The following is a 19,821-nucleotide window of genomic DNA, read 5'->3' on the forward strand; positions in this document are numbered from 1 at the left end:
GCGTCGTCGTACCCTCGGCGAGTGGTCCACGAGCTCTCTCGCACCGACGCGCGGAGGTTGGCGCTGCGCGGGCAGCTGCTGACCGGGGAGCGCCCCGACGACTGGCTCACGGTGCTGCGCCGCCTCACGATCCTCCAGCACGACCAGACCAACCACGTCGCCCGCAACGCCGACCTGGTGCTCTGGACCCGGCTGGGGTCCTCCTACTCCCCCGACGACCTCGCCACCGCCGTCGACGAGCAGCGGGTCCTGGAGCTGGAGGGCCGCCTGCGACCGTGCGAGGACCTGGCCCTGTTCCGCGCGGACATGGCCGACTGGCCGGGGCGCGGCCCGCTGCGGCCGTGGCAGGAGGAGCAACGACAGTGGGTGGAGGCCAACACCGCCTGCCGGCTCGACATCCTCGACCGGCTGCGGATGTCGGGCCCGCTGCCCGCGAGCGAGCTCCCCGACACCTGCGCGCGGCCGTGGCGCTCGAGCGGGTGGAACAACCACCGCAACGTCGTCATGCTGCTCCATCTGCTGGTCGCCCGCGGCGAGGTGGCCTCGGCCGGGCGTGAGGGCCGCGAGACCCTGTGGGACCTGGCCGAGCGCGTCTACCCCGACGACCCGGTCGTGCCCGCCGCGGAGGCGGCGCGCGTGCGTGACGAGCGGCGGCTGCGCTCCCTCGGGATCGCCCGTGCCCGGGCCGCGGCCGTGCCCGGCGAGCCCTTCAGCAGCGGAGATGCGGGCGAGCCGGCCGTCATCGAGGGAGTCAAGGGCCGGTGGCGGGTGGATCCCCAGCTGCTCGAGGAGCTACGGGAGCAACCGTTCACCGGGCGCGCGGCTCTGCTCTCCCCTCTCGACCGGCTGGTCTTCGACCGTCGACGGACCCACGAGCTGTTCGACTTCGACTACCAGCTGGAGATGTACAAGCCGCGCGACCAGCGCCTGTGGGGCTACTGGGCGCTCCCGGTCCTGTACGGCGACCGGCTGGTCGGCAAGCTCGACGCCACGGCCGACCGCCGGGAGGGCGAGCTCCGCGTCGACGCACTCCACGAGGACGTGCCGTTCACGAAGGCCATGACCGTCGCCGTGGACGCCGAGATCCGCGACCTCGCCGCGTGGCTGGACCTCGAGCTCGTCGTGGCCGACGAGACGTCCTAGTCGGCTCGAGCCCGCCAGCCGAGGAGACGCCGGCGAGCGGCAAAGGCGGCGGCCACCACGCCGGCGGCGAGCGCGGTCGTGACCAGGGCGAGGACCGGGTAGCCGAGCAGGCCGACCATCAGCCCGGCCAGCCCACCGGCGCCGGCCGCCGTCACGCCCATGGTGACGTCGGCCAGGCCCTGGACGTCGGTGCGGGCGTCCAGCGGCGCCAGGTCGGCCACCATCGTCGAGGCGGACACGGTGGCCAGCGACCAGCCCAGCCCCAGCAGGAACAGTGCGGCGAAGATCTGCCAGGACGTCCCCTCCGGCGCCCTCGAGCAGAGGACCAGCGAGACCAGCAGCACCACCCCGCCCGCCGCCAGCACCGGCGGCCGGCCGGCCCGGTCGACGAGCAGCCCGACCACAGGCGAGAACGCGAACATGCCGAGCACGTGGACGCTGATCACGAATCCGATCAGGTCCAGCTCGGCGCCGCCGTGCTCCATGTGGATCGGGGTCATCGTCATCACCCCCACCATCGCGGCGTGCGCCCCGGCCAGGCCGACGACGGCGAGCGCCAGCGCCGGCTCCGCGCGCAGGGCGGCGCGGGCCCGGCCCCACGAGGTGCCGGTGGGGGGCGCGGCCGGACGCTCCGCGAGCTCACGGGCCAGCAGCAGCGGGTCCGGCCGGAGCCGGATGAGCACGACTATGGCGGCGAGCAGCATCCCGATGCCCCCGAGGGCGAAGGGCCCCGTCAGGACCGGGATGCCGAGCAGGTCGGCGAACGACCCGGCCGGTCCGGTCAGGTTGGGGCCGACGACCGCGCCGATGGTCGTGGCCCAGACCACCACGGACAGCGCCCGAGCCCGGCGCTCGGGAGCAGCCAGGTCGGTGGCGGCGTAGCGCGAGGCGTTGTTGGCCGCCGTCGTCGCGCCGATCAGGATCGCGCCGATCAGCAGCAGGAGCATCGACTCGATGACGCCGGCGACCACCGCCAGCAGCGCGCCGAGGGCGCCGAGCAGGAGCCCCGTGGCCAGGCCGACCCGGCGCCCGCGCGCGGACATCACCCGAGCCAGCAGGTACGACGCCCCGGCCGCGCCCAGCACCTGGAAGGTGCCGGCGAGCCCCGCCATGCTCTCCGACCCCGACAGGTCGCGCGCGAGCAGCGAGGCCGTGGCGATCCCGATCGTGATGCCGAGCGCGCCGACCGCCTGCGACAGCACCAGGGACCGGATCGTGGCCGCCTGCACGGCGGCCACGTCGACCGCCGCGCCCCTCAGCGTCGACACGGCCTCAGCGCTCGCGGTCGGGCAGCTCGAGGACGCGCCACACGACCGCCCACACCTGCTTGGGCTCGACGCCGGCGTTCAGCGCCTCGGTGACCGTGCGGCCACCGAGGTCGCTCATGACGAACGTGTCGGCCCAGACCTGGTAGTAGCCCGTCCCGAGAGCGGCCTGGAGCCGGGCCCAGAGCTCGGTGTGCCTCATCGCCTCCTCCGCACGTCCCAGAGGTGGTGGACCGCGTCGTGCAGGTGGTAGCGCGCGATCGTCTCCACGGTGAACTCGCTGCCGTTGCTGCGCACGCCGCGCCTGTCCCAGGCGTCGTCGGGCACGGCGTCGTAGGTGTCGGCGACCCGGGCGGCGGCGGCGAGCAGCTCGGGGCCGACGGCGGCGGGCTCCTGCAGGTCGTAGCGCTCCGCGAGCGCGGTCTGGTCCTGGTCCCAGTTGGGAAAGGTAGGCGCGTCGTCCGTCAGCATCGACCGCACACGGGCGTCGAACACGCGGTGGACGTCACGGACGTGGCAGGCGTACTCGGTCGTCGACCAGACACCGGTCGACCGCCGCCGCGCCGCATCGGGCTCGGCGAGCGCAGCCAGGAAGGCCTCGGCATTGGCGCGCACGGCGGCACCCAGCGCGGCGCGCTCGACGTCGGCGGCCACGAACCCGCACTCGCCGCAGGGCCGCTCGAGCACCCAGGTCCAGTCCTTGGTGTCGGGCTCGACGGCGGAGGGGTTCGACATGACGCCATCCTCTCAACCGGCGCCGACACCGGTCGCCCCGGATCCTGCCAAAGGTGGCGTGGTTTGCGGACAGGTCGGTGGCTCAGGTCAGCAGCAGCCGGTCCAGCCGCCGGCGTACGACGAGCAGGCCGACCAGCCCCATCACGACGAGGTAGACCACCGAGACCGCCGACGCCCACGACAGCGCTCCGGTCGTCAGCTCGCGACACAGCACGACCCCGCGGTAGAGCGGCGTCGCCTCGACCAGCCAGCGCACCCAGCCGTCGAAGGCGGTGACGGGGAAGAAGGTGGCCGAGAAGAGGAAGAGCGGCAGCTGCACGAGGGTGACCTTCTCGAAGTCCTGCCACGAGGTCAGGTACGTCGTGAGGGCCATGCACACCGCGCTGAACGCGAACCCGATCAGCAGCGCCGCCGGCAGCGCCAGCACCGCCCACCACGACCCGACCAGTCCCATCGCCGCCATGACCAGCAGGAACATCGCGGAGTAGCTGCCGCCGCGCAGCTGGCCCCACGCGATCTCGCCGCGCGCGATGTCGCCGGTGGTGAGCGGCGTCGCGAGCATCTGGTCGTAGAGGCGCACGTAGCGCAGCTTGAAGAACACGTTGAAGCTCGAGTCGAGCAGCGCGCCGTTGAACGCCGACGCCGCGAGCATCCCGGGCGCCACGAACTCGGCGTAGGGGATCACCTCGCCGTTGAACTCGAAGGTGTCGATCAGCTGTCCGACGCCGATGCCGATCGAGAGCAGGTAGAAGACCGGCTCGAGGAAGCCGGTGAGGAACAGCTTCCACGCCTGGCGGTAGACGACGTAGTTGCGAAGCACCAGCAGCCGCAGTGCGGCGGCCGATGAGAGCGGGCGGCCAGGATGGGCGTCGGGGTAGGCGTCGCGGTAGGGAGTGGCACTCACGTGATGAGCCTCCGGGTCAGGCCACGCACCGCCCAGGACCAGCCCACGGCGAGCAGGACCAGCAGGACGGCGACGTTGACGGCGGCCGTGGACCAGTCGACCGTGTCCAGGCAGAACATCCGGGAGAGGTTCACGCCCTGCCACAGCGGCGTGATCCTGGCCAGCACGGAGCCCACGTCGCCCAGGTTGGAGACGGGGAAGAACGCGCCGCTGAACAGGAACATCGGGAAGACGCCCAGCCGGAACAGCACCCCGAACCCCTCGTCGGACTCCAGACGCGCACTGAAGCCGAACACCAGGGACGCGAACACCATCCCCACCAGGAGCTGGGAGGCGAACGCCAGGAACGGGCCCCACCACGACTCGAAGACGCCGAACGGCACCAGCACGAGCATGAAGACCCCGCACGAGGTGGCCAGCCGGGCGAGCACGAACATCAGGTGCCCGGCGACCAGGTGGACCGGCGCCAGCGGCGTGGCGATCTGGCCGAAGTACGACTTGTGCCACTTGATCGCCCCCATCACCGGGTACGTCGTCTCGCTGACGGCGGTCTGCATGGCGTGGGCTGCGACCAGCCCCGGCACCAGGAACGCGAGGTAGGACGTCGCGCCCTCGAGCTCGGCCGGGTCGCCGTCGATGAAGCCGCCGAGCAGGACCCCCATCGCCAGCACGTAGAAGAGGGGGGAGACGAACGAGGAGATGATCGAGCCGCGCCAGGTGCGCCGGTAGACCGTCCACCAGTAGTCGACCTGACGGCGCAGGCCCTCGGTCATGGTCAGCTGGCTCGCCATCAGTCGACCAGGGTCCGGCCGGTGAGGCGCAGGAACACGTCCTCCAGCGTCGAGCGTCGCACCAGCACCGCCACCGGGGTCAGGCCGCGCTCGTGGGTCTTGGCGATGACCTCCTCGCCGTCGTCGCTGTAGACCAGCAGCCGGTCGGGCAGCACCTCGATGCGCGAGCCCAGGTCGGCGATCTTGTCGGCGAGGGCCTCGTGCGTCTCCCCCTGCTCGGCCACGCCGAACCGCAGCTCGGCGACCTCGCGCGTGGCGTGCTCGCGGATGAGCGAGAGCGGCGACCCCTCGGCCACGATCACCCCCTTGTCCATGACCACGAGCCGGTCGCAGAGCTGCTCGGCCTCGTCCATGTAGTGCGTCGTGAGCACCAGCGTCACCCCGGACCTCTTGAGCCGGAAGAGCCGGTCCCACAGCACGTGACGGGCCTGCGGGTCCAGGCCGGTGGTGGGCTCGTCCAGCAGCAGCAGCTCGGGCCGGTTGATCAGGCTGCGAGCGATGGTCAGCCGGCGCTTCATGCCGCCGGACAGGTCCTCCACCTTGGCCTTCGCCTTCTCGGTGAGCTGGACGAACTCCAGGAGCTCGTCGGCGCGCGCGCTGACCTCGCCCTTGGGGATCCCGAAGTAGCGCCCGTAGATGTAGAGGTTGTCGCGCACGTTGAGCTCGGTGTCGAGGGTGTCCTCCTGCGGGCAGACCCCCAGGCGTCCACGGATCGCCGGGCCGTCGACGGCCGGGTCCATGCCCAGGATCCGCAGCTCGCCGCCGCTGACCGGCGACACCGCGGCCACCATCCGCATGGTCGAGGACTTGCCGGCGCCGTTGGGCCCCAGGAACCCGAACGCCTCGCCGCGGCGTACGTCGACGTCGATGCCCTTGACGGCCTCGAAGTCGCCGAAGGACTTGCGCAGACCGACTGCCCGGATCATCGACTCGCTCACAGCCGCGACTGTATAAGCCCTCGCCGTCCTCGCCCTCCGCCCACAAGCTGCGCGATGCCGGGCTGCTGGTGTCGGCGCTGGACCTGGATCGGGTACCCCCTCCCCTAGGTGACTTGCTCGCCTCGCTCTGACCGCGTTATAGTCATCTTGACTTCAACTGGACGGATGTCGAATGAACGTCTCAGCCGGACTGCTCACCGACCGCTACGAGCTCACGATGCTCTCGTCGTGGGTCACCGACGGCAGCGTCGGCGACCGCGCGGTGTTCGAGGCCTTCGCCCGGAGCCTGCCCGAGGGCCGCCGCTACGGGATGCTCGCCGGGCTCGGGCGGCTGCTGCCGCTGATCGCCGACTTCACCTTCGACGCCGACGAGGTGGCCTGGCTGCAGGCCGAGGGCGTCGTCAACGAGCCGACCGCCGACTACCTGCGCACCTTCCGCTTCTCCGGCGACATCGACGGCTACCGCGAGGGCGACCTGTACTTCCCCCAGAGCCCGGTCCTCACCGTCACCGGCACGCTGGGCGAGTGCGTGCTCCTGGAGACCCTGGTGCTCAGTGTGCTCAACCACGACACCGCGATCGCCAGCGCCGCGGCCCGCATGGTGACGGCCGCCGAGGGCCGCCCGCTCGTCGAGATGGGCAGTCGCCGCACCCACGAGGAGGCCGCGGTCGCGGCGGCCCGCGCGGCGTACGTCGCCGGGTTCGCCGCCACCAGCAACCTCGCCGCGGGGCGACGCCACGGCGTGCCCACGGTCGGCACGGCCGCGCACGCGTTCACGCTCGCCCACGCGAGCGAGGCCGACGCGTTCCGCAGCCAGGTCGCCACCCAGGGCGCCGGCACGACGCTCCTGGTCGACACCTTCGACATCGAGCAGGGCATCCGCACCGCCGTCGAGGTGGCCGGACCCGGGCTGGGCGCCGTCCGCATCGACTCCGGGGACCTGGCGGTGGAGTCGCGGCGCGCCCGCGCGCTCCTCGACTCGCTGGGCGCGACGTCCACCCGGATCACGGTGACCAGCGACCTCGACGAGTACGTCATCGCCGCCCTGGCCGACGCACCGATCGACGGGTACGGCGTCGGCACCCGCGTCGTCACCGGCTCGGGCCACCCGACCTCGAGCATGGTCTACAAGCTGGTCGCGGTCGCCGACTCACCGGACGGCGAGCTGCGTCCGGTGGCGAAGAAGTCCGCGGCCAAGGCCTCGACCGGCGGCCGCAAGGCGGTCCGGCGTACCTATGACGACGGGGTGCTCGTCGCCGAGACGTTCGCGCTCGGCGAGCCGGGGCCGGGCAGCGTCCAGGTGCCGCTCGTGCGCGACGGGAAGGTCGTGCACGAGCCGACCCTCGACGAGGTCCGCGCCCACGCCGCGTCCGTGCTCGCGTCCCTGCCACGCGACGCCCTCGGCATCAGCCACGGACCGCCGTACCTCACCGCCCACCCCGAGACCGAGGAGCCCGCATGACCACCACCCCGCAGGCCGACCCGCACGCCAGTCGCCGGGCACTGATCGTCGTCGACGTGCAGAACGACTTCGTCGAGGGCGGCTCCCTCGGCGTGACCGGGGGGCGCGAAGTCGCCACGCGCATCAGCGAGCACCTCGCCACCCACGCCGCCGACTACGCCACCGTCGTGGCCTCCCGCGACTGGCACGACCCGCACAGCCACAACGGTGGCCACTTCGCGGCCGAGGGCGAGGAGCCCGACTACGCCACCACCTGGCCGCAGCACTGCGTGAGCGACGGTGCGGGTGCCGACTACGCGCCCGGGCTCGCGCTGGACCTGGTCAGCCACCACGTCCGCAAGGGGCAGGGGGCGCCCGCCTACTCCGCCTTCGAGGGCGTCGACGAGGAGGGCCGCTCGCTCGCCGAGCTGCTGGCGTCCTACGACGTGACGGAGGTGGACGTGGTCGGCATCGCGACCGACTACTGCGTGCTGCAGACCGTGCTGGACGCCCGCGGGCGCGAGCTGCGCGTGCGGCTGCTCGACGGCCTGCACGCCGGGGTCGCACCCGAGACCAGTGCGGCCGCGCTGGCGTCGATGGCCGAGTCCGGGGCCGAGGTGGTGGCGCCGTGAGCGAGTACCCGCCCTTCGCCGTCGCCGTCGACCTCGCGGTCTTCACGATCCGCGACGGCGTCCTGTGCGTGCTGCTGGTCGAGCGCGGCGAGGAGCCGTACGAAGGGGCCTGGGCGCTGCCGGGCGGCTTCGTCCAGCCCGACGAGGACGCCGAGACCGCCGCGTGGCGCGAGCTGCGGGAGGAGACCGCGGTGGACCGGTTCCCCGGCCACCTCGAGCAGCTGCGCACCTACTCCGCGCCCGACCGCGACCCGCGGATGCGCGTGGTCTCGGTGGCGCACGTCGCCTTCGCGCCCGACCTGCCGGAGCCCGCGGCTGGCTCCGACGCCGCGGGCGCCCGCTGGTGGCCGGTCGACGGCCTGCCCGACCTCGCGTTCGACCACGCCACGATCCTCGACGACGCGCTGGAGCGGGTGCGGGCGAAGCTGGAGTACACGACGCTGGCCCTGGAGTTCGTGTCCGAGCCGTTCACGCTCCCGGACCTGCGCGCCGTCTACACCGCCGTGTGGGGCACCCCGCCCGACCTCGGCAACTTCCGCCGCAAGGTCCTCGGCACCGCCGGCTTCGTCGTCCCCACCGGCGAGCTGGGCGAGGCCTCCGGCTCCGGCGGCCGCAAGGCCCTCCTCTACCGCCGTGGCGACGCCACCGCCCTCCAGCCCCCCATGCTCCGCCCGTCGCTGTAGGCCTCCTGGGGATAGTCCCGGACGTTTGTGTCGTCTCGGGGCCGTGTCAGTGACACGAACGTCAGGGACTACCCCGACGGAGCACCCAGCGCTGTGGGTGGCGTAGGCAAGGATGGAGGGGTGTCAGACGCGCTCGCCGGGTTCAGCGAACCGACCCGCACCTGGTTCGGTGCGGCGTTCGCGGAGCCGACCCCGGCGCAGGCCGGCGCGTGGGCGGCGATCGGGGCCGGGCGGCACGCGCTGGTGGTGGCGCCGACCGGGTCGGGCAAGACGCTCAGCGCGTTCCTGTGGTCGATCGACCGGCTGCTGACCGAGCCGCCCCCCACGGACAAGGCGCGCCGCTGCCGGGTCCTCTACGTCTCGCCGCTCAAGGCCCTCGCCGTCGACGTCGAGCGCAACCTCCGCTCGCCGCTGACCGGCATCCGCCACACCGCCGACCGGCTCGGCGTCCCCGCGCCGGAGCTGCGCGTCGGCGTACGCAGCGGCGACACCAGTCCCGCCGAGCGCCGCAAGCTCACCACCTCGCCGCCCGACATCATGATCACGACGCCGGAGTCGCTGTTCCTGATACTCACCAGCCAGGCGCGTGAGTCGCTGCGCGGCGTCGAGACGGTCATCGTCGACGAGGTGCACGCGGTGGCCGGCACCAAGCGCGGCGCGCACCTCGCGCTGTCGCTGGAGCGCCTCGACGAGCTGCTCGACAGGCCGGCCCAGCGCATCGGGCTGTCGGCCACCGTCCGGCCCCTCGAGGAGGTCGCGCGCTTCCTCGGCGGCACCGCCCCGGTCGAGATCGTCGCCCCACCGGCCCACAAGCTGTGGGACCTCAGGGTCGTCGTCCCGGTCGAGGACATGACCGCCCCCGACCAGTTCGATGAGGACTCCGACGAGCCGCGCAACACCAGCATCTGGCCGCACGTCGAGGAGAGCGTGGTCGACCTGATCGAGGCGCACCGCTCCACGATCGTGTTCGCCAACTCCCGTCGTCTCGCCGAGCGGCTGACCGCACGCCTCAACGAGATCGCCACCGCCCGCGCCCACCCCGACGCCGAGGCGGGTGCGCCCGGCCGGCCGCCCGCGGAGATCATGGCCCAGAGCGGGGTCTCGCAGCTCGCCCCCCGGCCACCGGAGGCGGGCGAGACGGTGATCGCCAAGGCCCACCACGGCTCGGTGTCAAAGGAGCAGCGCGCGCTCATCGAGGACGACCTCAAGCGCGGCCGGCTGCCGGCCGTGGTGGCCACCAGCAGCCTCGAGCTCGGCATCGACATGGGCGCGGTCGACCTCGTGATCCAGATCGAGTCGCCGCCGTCGGTCGCCAGCGCCCTCCAGCGCGTCGGCCGGGCCGGGCACCAGGTGGGTGAGACCAGCCGCGGCGTGCTGTTCCCCAAGCACCGCGGCGACCTCGCGCAGACCGCGGTCGCCGTCGAGCGCATGCGCACCGGCGGCATCGAGTCGCTGCGCGTGCCCGCCAACCCGCTCGACGTCCTCGCCCAGCAGGTGGTGGCCGCGACGGCGCTGGACGCCTGGGACGTCGACGAGCTGTTCGCCGTCGTACGCCGGACGGCCTCGTTCAGCAGCCTGCCCCGCTCGGCCTACGAGGCGACCCTCGACCTGCTCAGCGGCCGCTACCCCTCCGACGAGTTCGCCGAGCTGCGCCCGCGCATCGTCTGGGACCGCGTCACCGGCAGCCTCACCGGCCGCCCCGGCGCCCAGCGGCTCGCCGTCACCAGCGGCGGCACGATCCCCGACCGCGGGCTCTTCGGGGTCTTCCTGGTCGGCGGCGAGGGCCCGGGCAGACGGGTCGGCGAACTCGACGAGGAGATGGTCTACGAGTCGCGGGTGGGCGACATCTTCGCGCTCGGCGCCACCAGCTGGCGGATCGAGGACATCACCCACGACCGGGTGCTGGTCACCCCCGCCCCGGGCGTCCCGGGGCGGCTGCCGTTCTGGAAGGGCGACGGGCTCGGCCGCCCCGCCGAGCTGGGCGCCGCCATCGGGGCCTTCACCCGCGAGCTGGGCGCGCTGCCGCGACCCCAGGCCGTGGACCGCGCCCAGGAGGGCGGGCTCGACGCCTGGGCGGCCGGCAACCTGGTCACCTACCTGCACGACCAGCTCGAGGCGACCAACGTCCTGCCCAGCGACACCTCGCTGGTGGTGGAGCGGTTCCGCGACGAGCTGGGCGACTGGCGCCTGGTCGTCCACTCCCCCTACGGCAAGCCGGTCCACGCCCCCTGGGCGCTGGCCATCAACGCCCGGCTGCGCGAGCGCCACGGCGTCGACGGCCAGGCGATGGCCTCCGACGACGGCATCGTCATCCGGATCCCCGACACCGACGCCGAGCCGCCGACCGGCGAGCTCATCGTCTTCGGGCCCGACGAGATCGAGGACCTGGTCACCCAGGAGGTCGGCGGCTCCGCGCTGTTCGCCGCGCGTTTTCGCGAGTGCGCCGCCCGCGCCCTGCTGCTCCCCCGGCGCGACCCCGGCCGCCGCTCGCCGCTGTGGCAGCAGCGCCAGCGCTCGGCCGCCCTGCTCGAGGTGGCCGCCCGCTACCCGTCCTTCCCGATCGTGCTCGAGGCCGTGCGCGAGTGCCTCCAGGACGCCTACGACCTGCCCGCGCTGCTGGCCCTCATGCGCTCGGTGGAGCGGCGCGAGGTGCAGGTGGTCGACGTCGCCACCACCAGCCCCTCGCCCTACGCCGCCACCCTGCTCTTCGGCTACGTCGCGCAGTTCGTCTACGAGGGCGACTCCCCCATCGCCGAGCGCCGGGCCGCCGCACTCTCGCTCGACCAGGGGCTGCTCGCCGAGCTGCTCGGCCGCGTCGAGCTGCGCGAGCTGCTCGACCCCGAGGTGCTCGCGGAGGTGGAGGCCGAGCTGCAGCGCCTGGCCCCGGACCGGCGCGCTCGCGACGCCGAGGGCGTGGTCGACCTGCTGCGGATGCTGGGGCCGCTCACTGCCGAGGAGGTCACGGCCCGCACCGCCGACGACGCCGACGTCGCCGGCTGGCTGGGCGCCCTCACCGACGCCCGGCGGGTCGTCGCGGTCCGCATCGGGGGCGAGGAGCGGTGGACGGTCGTCGAGGACGTCGCCCGCCTGCGCGACGGTCTCGGCACACCGGTCCCTCCCGGCACGCCCGACGCCTTCACCGAGCCGGTCGAGGACCCGCTCGGCGACCTGGTCTCCCGGTTCGCTCGCACCCACGGCCCGTTCACCACCGAGCAGGTCGCAGAGCGCTTCGGCCTGGGCGCCGCGGTCGTCCGCCACACCCTGCAGCGGCTCGCCGCCCACGGCCGGGTGCTCGAGGGCGAGTTCCGCCCGTCCGGCTCGGGCTCGGAGTGGTGCGAGGCCGAGGTGCTCCGCAAGCTGCGCCGCCGCTCGCTGGCCCGGCTGCGCAAGGAGGTCGAGCCGGTCGAGCCCGAGGCCCTGGCGAGGTTCCTCGGCGCGTGGCAGCACGTCGCCGGCACGCCCGGACGTGGTCTGCGCGGCATCGACGGCGTCCTCGCGGCCGTCGACCAGCTCGCCGGCGCCCCGGTGCCGGCCTCGGCCCTCGAGCCCCTCGTGCTCGGTGCCCGGGTGCGCGACTACGCCCCGTCTTACCTCGACGAGCTCACCGCCTCCGGCGAGGTCCTGTGGGCCGGCCACGGCAGCCTGCCCGGCGCCGACGGCTGGGTCTCGCTCCACCTCGCCGACTCCGCCCCGCTCACGCTGCCCGAGCCCGCGCCGCTCGAGTACGCCGCCCTCCACGAGGCCGTGCTGGAGGCGCTGGCGCCCGGAGGGGCGTGGTTCTTCCGCCAGCTCTCCGACGCCGTGAGCTCGGTGTCCGACGCGGCCCTCTCGGCCGCGCTGTGGGAGCTGGTCTGGGCCGGCCGCATCAGCAACGACACCCTGGTGCCGCTGCGGGCCCTCACGCGAGCCGGGACCCCCAGCCACCGCAGCCGGCGCCCCCCGCCGCGGGCGGGGCGGCCCGCCCGCACCGGTCCGCCGGAGACCGCCGGCCGCTGGGCCCTGCTCCCGGCCGTTGACACCGACCCCACCCGCCGCGCGCACGCGACGGCCGAGCGGCTGCTGGACCGCCACGGTGTGGTGATCCGGGGCGCCGTGATGAGCGAGCGGGTGCCGGGCGGGTTCGCCGCGGTCTACAAGGTGCTCTCGGCGTTCGAGGACTCCGGCCGCTGCCGCCGCGGCTACTTCGTGAGCGGTCTCGGCGCGGCGCAGTTCGGCACCACTGGGGCGATCGACCGGCTCCGCACGTTCTCCGAGCTGCCCCCCGACGCCAAGCCGACCGCCGTCGCGCTCGCGGCGACCGACCCGGCCAACCCCTACGGCGCCGCGCTGGGCTGGCCCGAGGGCGAGGGCGGCCACCGTCCCGGCCGCAAGGCCGGGGCCATCGTGGTCCTGGTCGACGGCGCCCTCACCCTGTACGTCGAGCGCGGGGGCAAGACGCTGCTCACCTGGAGCGACGACGTCGACCTGCTCACCCCGGCCGCCGCCGCCCTGGCCGAGGCCGTGGCCCGCGGCTCCCTCGGGCGGCTCACCGTCGAGAAGGCCGACGGCGCGGCGCTGCTGGGCGCGGGCACGACCCCGCTGCGCACGGCGCTGGACGCGGCCGGCTTCGTCGCCACCCCACGAGGCCTGAGGTTGCGCGGTGCCTGAGGGCGACACCGTCTACCGCGTGGCCCGCAGGCTCGACCGCGCGCTCTCCGGCCGGCTCCTGCTGGGCACCGACCTGCGGGTGCCGCAGCACGCCACCGCCGACCTCTCGGGCGGCACGGTCGTCACGACCCTCTCGCGGGGCAAGCACCTGCTCACCCGGATCCAGCGCGACGACGAGCGCTGGACGCTGCACACGCACTTGAAGATGGAGGGAGCCTGGCACCTCCACAAGCCCGGTCAGCGCTGGTCGCGACCGGCCCACCAGGCGCGGGTCGTGCTCGAGACCGCCGAGGCGACCGCCGTCGGGTTCTCCCTGGGCATCGTCGAGCTGCTGCCCACGGCCGAGGAGGACCGCGTCGTCGGCCACCTGGGTCCGGACCTGCTCGGCCCCGACTGGGACGAGGAGGAGGCCCTGCGCCGGCTGCGCGAGGACCCCGACCGCCCCATCGGGGAGGCGCTGCTCGACCAGACCCGGCTGGCGGGCATCGGGAACATGTACCAGGCCGAGCTCTGCTTCGTCAGCGGCCTGCACCCCCGCACCCCGGTCGGGCAGGTGCCGGCCCTGCCCCGCCTGGTCCGCCGGGCGCGGCAGATGCTGGAGCTCAACAAGGAGCGCGCCCGGCAGGCCACCACCGGGGACCTGCGCAACCCACTGTGGGTCTACCGCCGCGACACGGCGGCGTGCCGGCGCTGCGGCAGCCGGATCCACGTCGACCTGGTGGGGCCGCCCGGGCGCGAGCGGGCGTCGTACTGGTGCCCGGGCTGCCAGCCGGAGCCGAGGACCGGCTGAGGATCAGGCGGCGGAGGCGACCACGTCGCCGGCCGGGCGCCGGGCGTTGACCGAGATCGGCGTGGCGGCCAGGGCGGCCTCCTCGAGGGCGACCGCGAGCGAGACCTCGCTGAGGACCTCCGACAGGGGGGCGTCCAGCGCGGCGCACAGCGAGGCCAGCAGCTCCGAGGACGCCTCCTTCTGACCGCGCTCGATCTCGGAGATGTAGCCCAGGCTGACCCGGGCATCGGCGGAGACCTCGCGCAGGGTCATCCCGCGCTCCATCCGACGGGCACGGAGCACGTCACCCAGGAGCCGACGAAACAGCACCACGAGGGTTCCCCTTCCCACTCGATGAGGTGGATATGTGCCCAACGCTACCGGAGAGGCGTTTCTTCCGGACGGAGGAGGCCCAGGAGCGCCGCCAGCGCCTCCTCGCAGGTGCGCTCCTGGATGGCCGCCCGCCCGCCCGTCAGCTCCAGCGACAGCACGGTCGTCCCCGCGGGCCCGGCCACCGCCACGAACACCGTGCCCGGCGGCTGGTCCTCCTGCCGGTCCGGTCCGGCGACGCCCGTGGTGCTCACGGCGTACGTCGCCCCGAGGACCCGGCGGGCGCCCTCGGCCATGGCGCGGGCACAGGCGGCCGAGACCACGCCGTGCTCCTCCACGAGCGCGAGCGGTACCCCCAGCACGTCGGTCTTCACCTCGGTGGCGTAGGAGACGATCCCGCCCCGGAAGGAGCGCGAGGCCCCGGGCACGCTGGTGAGCAGTGCCGCGAGCCGGCCCCCGGTGAGCGACTCGGCCGTACCGAGGGTGGCCGTGGCCGCGACCAGCGCGTCCTGGACGGAGGCGGCGAGGACGGCGCTGTCGGGCCTGGGCGTGCGTGCCATGTCGGCATTGTGCCCGCCCGCAGCGACGACAGCGGGAGCCGGCCCCCAGGGGCCGGCTCCCGCTTGGTGGATCCTGGTTCAGGTCAGCGCCGCACCACCCGGATGACGTGCCGGACGGTGCCGGGCTTCACCCGGCTGTCGCCGGGGTAGACGATGGTCAGCCGCTTGCGGCCCACCGTCCTCCACACCGGCAGCTTGACCTTGGCCACGCCGTCGACCAGCCGGACGGTGATCACGCCCTTGCGGGTGCCCCGGATCTTGACCACCCCGGTCGGCTTCCCGCCCGGCGCGGTGATCGTCACCCGCACCTTCGCCCGGGTCTTGCCGCGCACGACCTTGGCCGGGAAGTGCTTGACCTTGATCTTCGGCGTCACCTTGACCGGGGCCGGCGGGGTGTCGTCGGCCACGACGATCGGCACCTCGACCTCCGTGCCGGTGCTGGCGCCCGTGAGGGTCAGCGACTGCGCGCCGGAGCCCACGCCCGCCGGTAGCCGCACGCTGACCGTGGCCTTGCCGGCCTCGTCGAAGGCCGCGACGGCCGTGTGGTCCAGCGGGTAGGTGCCCAGCTGGGTCTCCCCCCACGTGACGACCACCTCGGTGTCCTTGACGTCGCTGGGTCCGGTGAAGGACCAGGACGACACGTCGAACGCCACCGTGTCGCCGGCGTCGTACTCAGCGGGCGCCCCGGAGGGGAACGAGACCCCCACCGCGTGCTGGCGGTAGTCCACCGGCCGCGGCGCCTCGTCCGCGAACTCCGCCATGTAGTCGACCATCGCCTGTAGGTCGGCCTTGCCGGTGTCGCGCTTGTTGGTGGCGTTGTTGAAGGCGGCGAAGTTGTCGCCGCCGGCGGCGAGGAAGGAGTTGGCGGTGACCGAGTACGTCGCCGTCGGGCTGATCGGCTCGCCGTCGAGCGACATCGAGGTGATCCGCGACCCCTGCGGCTTCGCCGGGTCGTAGGTGTACTCGAAGCCCGAGGACGCCCCCAGCTTCAGGAACGGCCGCGACGAGCCCGCGGGCTGCCACTGCTGCTCCAGGACCGCCTTGAGGTCGGCCCCCGTGAGGTCCATGTTGACCAGGGTGTTCGCGAAAGGCTGGACCACGGCGGCCTGCTTGTAGGTCAGCGTCCGCGGGAAGGGCCCCGTGCCACTGCCGGCCAGGTCGGCCCGGAGGCCGCCGGGGTTCATGAACGCGATCTGCGCCTCACCGGCCTCCGGGGTGCCCGTGGCCCAGCGCTGGACCTCGGCAACCAGGTTGCCCAGCGCCGACTCGCCACCGCGGTTCTCGGTGGTGCCGTCGGCCAGCTTGGCCCGGTCGAAGCGACCGCCGATCTGCCCCAGCGACCGCGCGCCGAGGGTCTCGGCCTGGGTCACCGCCTCGTCGACGATCGCCTTGGTGGCCGGGTCGACGGGGTAGTTGGCGGTGAAGGCCGTGCCGGGGCCGGAGCCGTCGGCGTCGGTGGCCAGCGGCAGGATCGACTGCGCCTTGGCCACGAGCCGGCCGTCCTGGTCGAACTGGAACTTCAGCTGGTTGAGGTTGGTGCCGTACTGGCCGGCCGAGACCACCGGGCGCTCCGTGACCGCGCGACCCTGCGCGGCCCAGGCGGGCACGGGGACCGAGTGGTTGTAGGCGAGGTGGGTGTGGCCCGAGACGATCGCGTCCACGTCGGGGCTGACCCCGTTGACGATCCGGCCGAACGCCGAGTCGTCGGTCGCGTCGGCCAGGGCCGGCGACGTGGCACCCTCGTGGACCAGCAGCACGACCAGGTCGACGGGGTCGGCACCGGAGCGCAGCTGTGCCGCGGCCCGGTTGGTGGCCGCGACCACGTCGGTCACGGTCACGCCGGCCATCGCCGACGGGGTGACCAGCGTGAGCAGGTCCTCGGTGACGGCGCCGACGAAGCCGACCCTGATGTCGCCGAAGTCCTCGACCCAGGTCTCGGCCAGCTCCTCACCGCCGCTGGACGTGTCGACGTTGGCGGCGAGGTACTCCCAGTCCGCGCGATCCTGCACGCGGCCCACCAGGTCGTCGTAGCCCCGGTCGAACTCGTGGTTGCCGACGGCCGAGACATCGAGCCCGGCCTCGTTGAGCGCGTCGATCGTCGGCTCGTCCTCCTGGATGAACGACTCGAACGTCGAGGCGCCGATGAGGTCACCGGCGGCGGCGAACACCGTGTCGGGGTTCTCCTGCTCCAGCTGCTTGACCGCCCCGGCGAGCACCGCGGCACCACCCTCGGCGCCGTTGGCGAGCAGGCGCCCGTGGTAGTCGTTGGTGGCCAGGATCTGCACCTCGGTGCCCGTCGTCGCGACGTCGAGGCCCACGAGCTTCGGGTTGTGGTCCGAGGCCGCGAACGGGTCGTTGCCGTTGAAGAACCGGGTCGGGTTGTAGTTGAACCGGCTGTACTGGAACGCGACCGGCTCGTTGGCGTTGATCTCCCACTGGTCGGCTCCCGTCACCATCGACCGCGCGGCGGTGTTGGCCAGGACGTGGTCGAGCGAGCCCGAGAGGCCGTCGAAGCTGTAGGAGTACTCCCCTGCCGTGGACGACGCGACGATCTCGTAGCCCGCGTTCTTGAGGACCTCCATCGGCTGCTCGAAGCTGTAGGAGTTGAAGTCGCCGGTCAGGAAGATCTCGTCGATCCCCCGCTCCTGGGCGAAGGAGCCCGCGAAGTCGACGAGGGCCTGCGCCTGTCGCACGCGGTCGCCGTTGTAGGCGCCCTGCCCGTCGCCGGTGTCGACGTTGTCGCCGGTGGCGCCCGAGGAGCCCTTGGACTTGAAGTGGTTGACGATGACGCCGAAGGCGTCCGCGTCGGTCGAGCCCACCGGCTTGAACGCCTGGGCGAGCGGCTCGCGAGCGTTCGCGAACGGCGCGGAGCCGACGAGCACCTTGGCGGCACCCACGGGCGCGAGGACGCTCGGGTCGTAGATGAAGGCGTTGCGGATCACGTCCTGCTCCGCGAGGGCCGGGAGCTGGTCGGCCGCCGGTGAGGGCGAGTAGGCCCAGCGGCGAGCTCCCGCGGCGGTGTTGAGCGCCCTGACCAGCTGAGCGACCGCGTCGTCACGGTTGGTCTCGCCGAGCAGCTTGACGGAGTTCTCGATCTCCTCCAGGGAGACCACGTCGGCGTCGAGGGTGTTGATCGCCTTGACGATCTTGCTCTGCTGACGGGTGAGATCACCCGGCTCGGCGGCGCCACGCGGGCCGTTGGGGGTGCAGGAGTTGACGGCGACGGGGTCGTTGTCGCGGTCGCCGTAGTAGGTGCAGGTGCCGCCACGGGCCTCGAAGGCCGCGCCGGTGGTGTTGAAGTAGTTGAGCACGTTGAAGGTGGCCAGCTTGACGTTGCCCCCGACCGCCTGCGGCGCGAGGTTGGCCGAGCGGGTGTCGCTGAACGTCGCCACGTCGCTGCCGTCGCCGACCACGCGCTGCTGCGGCTGGAACTTCCAGGTGCTGTTGCGGTAGTCGAGCACCACGGGGGCGGTGATGGCGGCCTGGGCGCCGACCCGGATCGACTTCGTGGGCGTCAGCCAGGGCAGCGGGATCTGCAGGTTCTCGCGCTCCTCGACGCCGTCGTTGTTGTTGTCGGTGTCGAGGAAGTCGATGGACGCACCGTCGTCGAGCGCCACCGCGCGGCGGGCGTTGTCCGCCTCGACGGCGTCGGCCTCCGGGGTGTTCGGCGCGGCGACGTCGGTGGGCTGGCGCAGCGGCGTGCTGCCCGACGCAAGGCCGATCTCGGCGTACTGGTTGATCGTGTAGGCGTTGGTCACCGTGAAGGGGCCGGTCGGGGCCACGAGCTCGCCCTCGTGGGCCTCGCGCTCCGCCTCGGTCGCCGGCAGCGTGGTGGCCAGCGGCGTGATCTCGGGCAGGTCGGCGATCGGCGTCACCGTGACCGGCACCGTGGCGGAGACCTGGGTCAGCTCGGTGAGGCCCCCGAACTCGACGACCTTGCCGCGCACCTGCACGGAGTCGCCCACGGCGGGCATCGCCTCGCCGAGCGCGGGAGTGAAGACGAAGATGCCGTCGGAGGCACCCGGGGTCGCGTCGGCCGCGCTGCCGGTGCCACCGGTCTGCAGGAAGAAGCCCCCGAGGCCGCCCGTGGGGTAGCGGGCCGTCACCACGCCCGTGGTGGTGGCGTTGTCGCCGGCGTAGGGGCTGGTGGCCCCGGTGCCCTGGATCTCCGCGATGGTGGCGGTGACCTCGTCAGCCGGGTCCGGAGCCTCGCCGGCCGCGTTGACCGGGGTCGGCGCGCCGGAGGTGAAGTCGGCGATGTTGTGGTCGGTGTCGGCACCGGCCGCGTTGCGCGACGACGACGTCGAGTTGCTCATGGCGGGCGCCTTGCCGGTGCCCTCCCAGACGTTGCTGTTGACGCCGACCAGGTCGATGATCGCCGCGTTGGCGGCGAGGCTGTTGACGCCCGGGTCGACCGGCGTCGTGCCGTTGGACAGGATCGCCGTGCCACCGGTGCCGCCCATGGCGATCGTCCCGGTCACGTCGGGGCTCGGTAGCGCGGTGGTCCCGCCGGTGCCGGCGCCCTGCTGGACGAGGTAGTGCTTGCCGGCAGGGACGGAGCCGCTGAGCGGCGTCACGCCGCTGGCGGCACCGGTGTTGCCGGCGCTGCGCCACTGGACCGACCACCCGGAGACGTCGATCGGGGCCGAGGTGGGGTTGTACAGCTCGATGAAGTCGTTCGTGAGCGTGGCACCGCTGTTGCCGCCGCCGCCGTAGACCTCGCTGATGACGAGGTCCTCCGGCGCGGCGTGCGCTGCGGGCAGGGTGAGGACCGAGAGTCCGGTCGCGGCGACGGTGAGCCCGAGTGCCGTGGCCAATCTCTGCCGAGATGAGGACATGTAGCGTTCTCCAGAGGGTGAAAAGGGAGAGTCTCCGAGTGGGACCTGCGTCACCCTAACCCTGGATCGTCCGGGCGAATCCGCCGCTGGATGAACTATTCGGTAACGACCGGGACACGGACGCGAGATTTGTCCGAATCCCAAG

At 73.2% G+C, this 19,821-nt stretch carries 15 protein-coding genes; 6 read left to right on the forward strand and 9 right to left on the reverse strand.

What is annotated here, in order from left to right; all coding sequences use genetic code 11:
• Positions 1 to 21 precede the first annotated feature (21 nt).
• Positions 22 to 1,143: a DNA glycosylase AlkZ-like family protein gene (locus tag LQ940_RS12455; RefSeq protein WP_231242609.1), complete on the forward strand. Its 1,122-nt coding sequence runs from the start codon at positions 22 to 24 to the stop codon at positions 1,141 to 1,143.
• Here the strand turns inward: LQ940_RS12455 and LQ940_RS12460 are convergent.
• The 6 genes from LQ940_RS12460 to LQ940_RS12485 form a co-directional block, all read right to left on the reverse strand.
• A complete protein-coding gene (locus LQ940_RS12460) occupies positions 1,140 to 2,411 on the reverse strand; it encodes an MFS transporter (RefSeq protein ID WP_231242608.1) in 1,272 nt (423 codons plus the stop codon). The genes LQ940_RS12455 and LQ940_RS12460 overlap by 4 nt on opposite strands.
• A gap of 4 nt (positions 2,412 to 2,415) precedes the next feature.
• On the reverse strand, positions 2,416 to 2,610 hold the full coding sequence (locus LQ940_RS12465; protein WP_231242607.1) for a DUF3046 domain-containing protein: 195 nt from the start codon (positions 2,608 to 2,610) through the stop codon (positions 2,416 to 2,418).
• Positions 2,607 to 3,143 carry a DinB family protein gene (locus tag LQ940_RS12470; protein ID WP_231242606.1) on the reverse strand — a complete coding sequence of 179 codons (537 nt, stop codon included), beginning with the start codon at positions 3,141 to 3,143 and terminating at the stop codon, positions 2,607 to 2,609. The genes LQ940_RS12465 and LQ940_RS12470 overlap by 4 nt, the downstream gene beginning before the upstream one ends.
• A gap of 82 nt (positions 3,144 to 3,225) precedes the next feature.
• On the reverse strand, positions 3,226 to 4,047 hold the full coding sequence (locus LQ940_RS12475) for an ABC transporter permease (protein ID WP_231242605.1): 822 nt from the start codon (positions 4,045 to 4,047) through the stop codon (positions 3,226 to 3,228).
• Positions 4,044 to 4,838 carry an ABC transporter permease gene (locus LQ940_RS12480; RefSeq protein ID WP_231242604.1) on the reverse strand — a complete coding sequence of 265 codons (795 nt, stop codon included), beginning with the start codon at positions 4,836 to 4,838 and terminating at the stop codon, positions 4,044 to 4,046. Before LQ940_RS12480 ends, LQ940_RS12475 begins: the two co-directional genes overlap by 4 nt.
• Positions 4,838 to 5,776: an ABC transporter ATP-binding protein gene (locus tag LQ940_RS12485; RefSeq protein ID WP_231242603.1), complete on the reverse strand. Its 939-nt coding sequence runs from the start codon at positions 5,774 to 5,776 to the stop codon at positions 4,838 to 4,840. Before LQ940_RS12485 ends, LQ940_RS12480 begins: the two co-directional genes overlap by 1 nt.
• Positions 5,777 to 5,948: 172 nt before the next feature.
• Here LQ940_RS12485 and LQ940_RS12490 point away from each other — a divergent pair, with 172 nt between their 5' ends.
• The 5 genes from LQ940_RS12490 (at position 5,949) to LQ940_RS12510 (ending at position 13,969) form a co-directional block, all read left to right on the forward strand.
• Positions 5,949 to 7,238: a nicotinate phosphoribosyltransferase gene (locus LQ940_RS12490; RefSeq protein WP_269214609.1), complete on the forward strand. Its 1,290-nt coding sequence runs from the start codon at positions 5,949 to 5,951 to the stop codon at positions 7,236 to 7,238.
• On the forward strand, positions 7,235 to 7,849 hold the full coding sequence (locus LQ940_RS12495; protein ID WP_231242601.1) for an isochorismatase family protein: 615 nt from the start codon (positions 7,235 to 7,237) through the stop codon (positions 7,847 to 7,849). Before LQ940_RS12490 ends, LQ940_RS12495 begins: the two co-directional genes overlap by 4 nt.
• The gene (locus LQ940_RS12500) at positions 7,846 to 8,532 is read left to right on the forward strand and encodes an NUDIX hydrolase (protein ID WP_231242600.1); all 687 of its coding nucleotides are present in this window, start codon (positions 7,846 to 7,848) and stop codon (positions 8,530 to 8,532) included. Before LQ940_RS12495 ends, LQ940_RS12500 begins: the two co-directional genes overlap by 4 nt.
• A gap of 120 nt (positions 8,533 to 8,652) precedes the next feature.
• Entirely contained in the window at positions 8,653 to 13,179 is a 4,527-nt protein-coding gene (locus LQ940_RS12505) for an ATP-dependent helicase (protein WP_231242599.1), read from the forward strand.
• Positions 13,172 to 13,969, forward strand: coding sequence for a DNA-formamidopyrimidine glycosylase family protein (locus tag LQ940_RS12510; protein WP_231242598.1), 798 nt, complete (start codon positions 13,172 to 13,174; stop codon positions 13,967 to 13,969). The genes LQ940_RS12505 and LQ940_RS12510 overlap by 8 nt, the downstream gene beginning before the upstream one ends.
• Before the next feature lie 3 nt (positions 13,970 to 13,972).
• On the opposite strand, the gene LQ940_RS12515 is transcribed toward LQ940_RS12510, so the two are convergent.
• The 3 genes from LQ940_RS12515 to LQ940_RS12525 all read right to left on the reverse strand — a co-directional run bounded on the left by LQ940_RS12515 (position 13,973) and on the right by LQ940_RS12525 (position 19,655).
• Positions 13,973 to 14,281: a helix-turn-helix domain-containing protein gene (locus tag LQ940_RS12515; RefSeq protein ID WP_269217209.1), complete on the reverse strand. Its 309-nt coding sequence runs from the start codon at positions 14,279 to 14,281 to the stop codon at positions 13,973 to 13,975.
• 44 nt (positions 14,282 to 14,325) lie between these two features.
• The gene (locus tag LQ940_RS12520; RefSeq protein WP_231242597.1) at positions 14,326 to 14,838 is read right to left on the reverse strand and encodes a CinA family protein; all 513 of its coding nucleotides are present in this window, start codon (positions 14,836 to 14,838) and stop codon (positions 14,326 to 14,328) included.
• 83 nt (positions 14,839 to 14,921) lie between these two features.
• On the reverse strand, positions 14,922 to 19,655 hold the full coding sequence (locus tag LQ940_RS12525) for an ExeM/NucH family extracellular endonuclease (protein ID WP_231365024.1): 4,734 nt from the start codon (positions 19,653 to 19,655) through the stop codon (positions 14,922 to 14,924).
• Positions 19,656 to 19,821 lie beyond the last annotated feature (166 nt).

This window comes from Nocardioides sp. cx-173 (assembly GCF_021117365.1).
Classification (GTDB): domain Bacteria; phylum Actinomycetota; class Actinomycetes; order Propionibacteriales; family Nocardioidaceae; genus Nocardioides.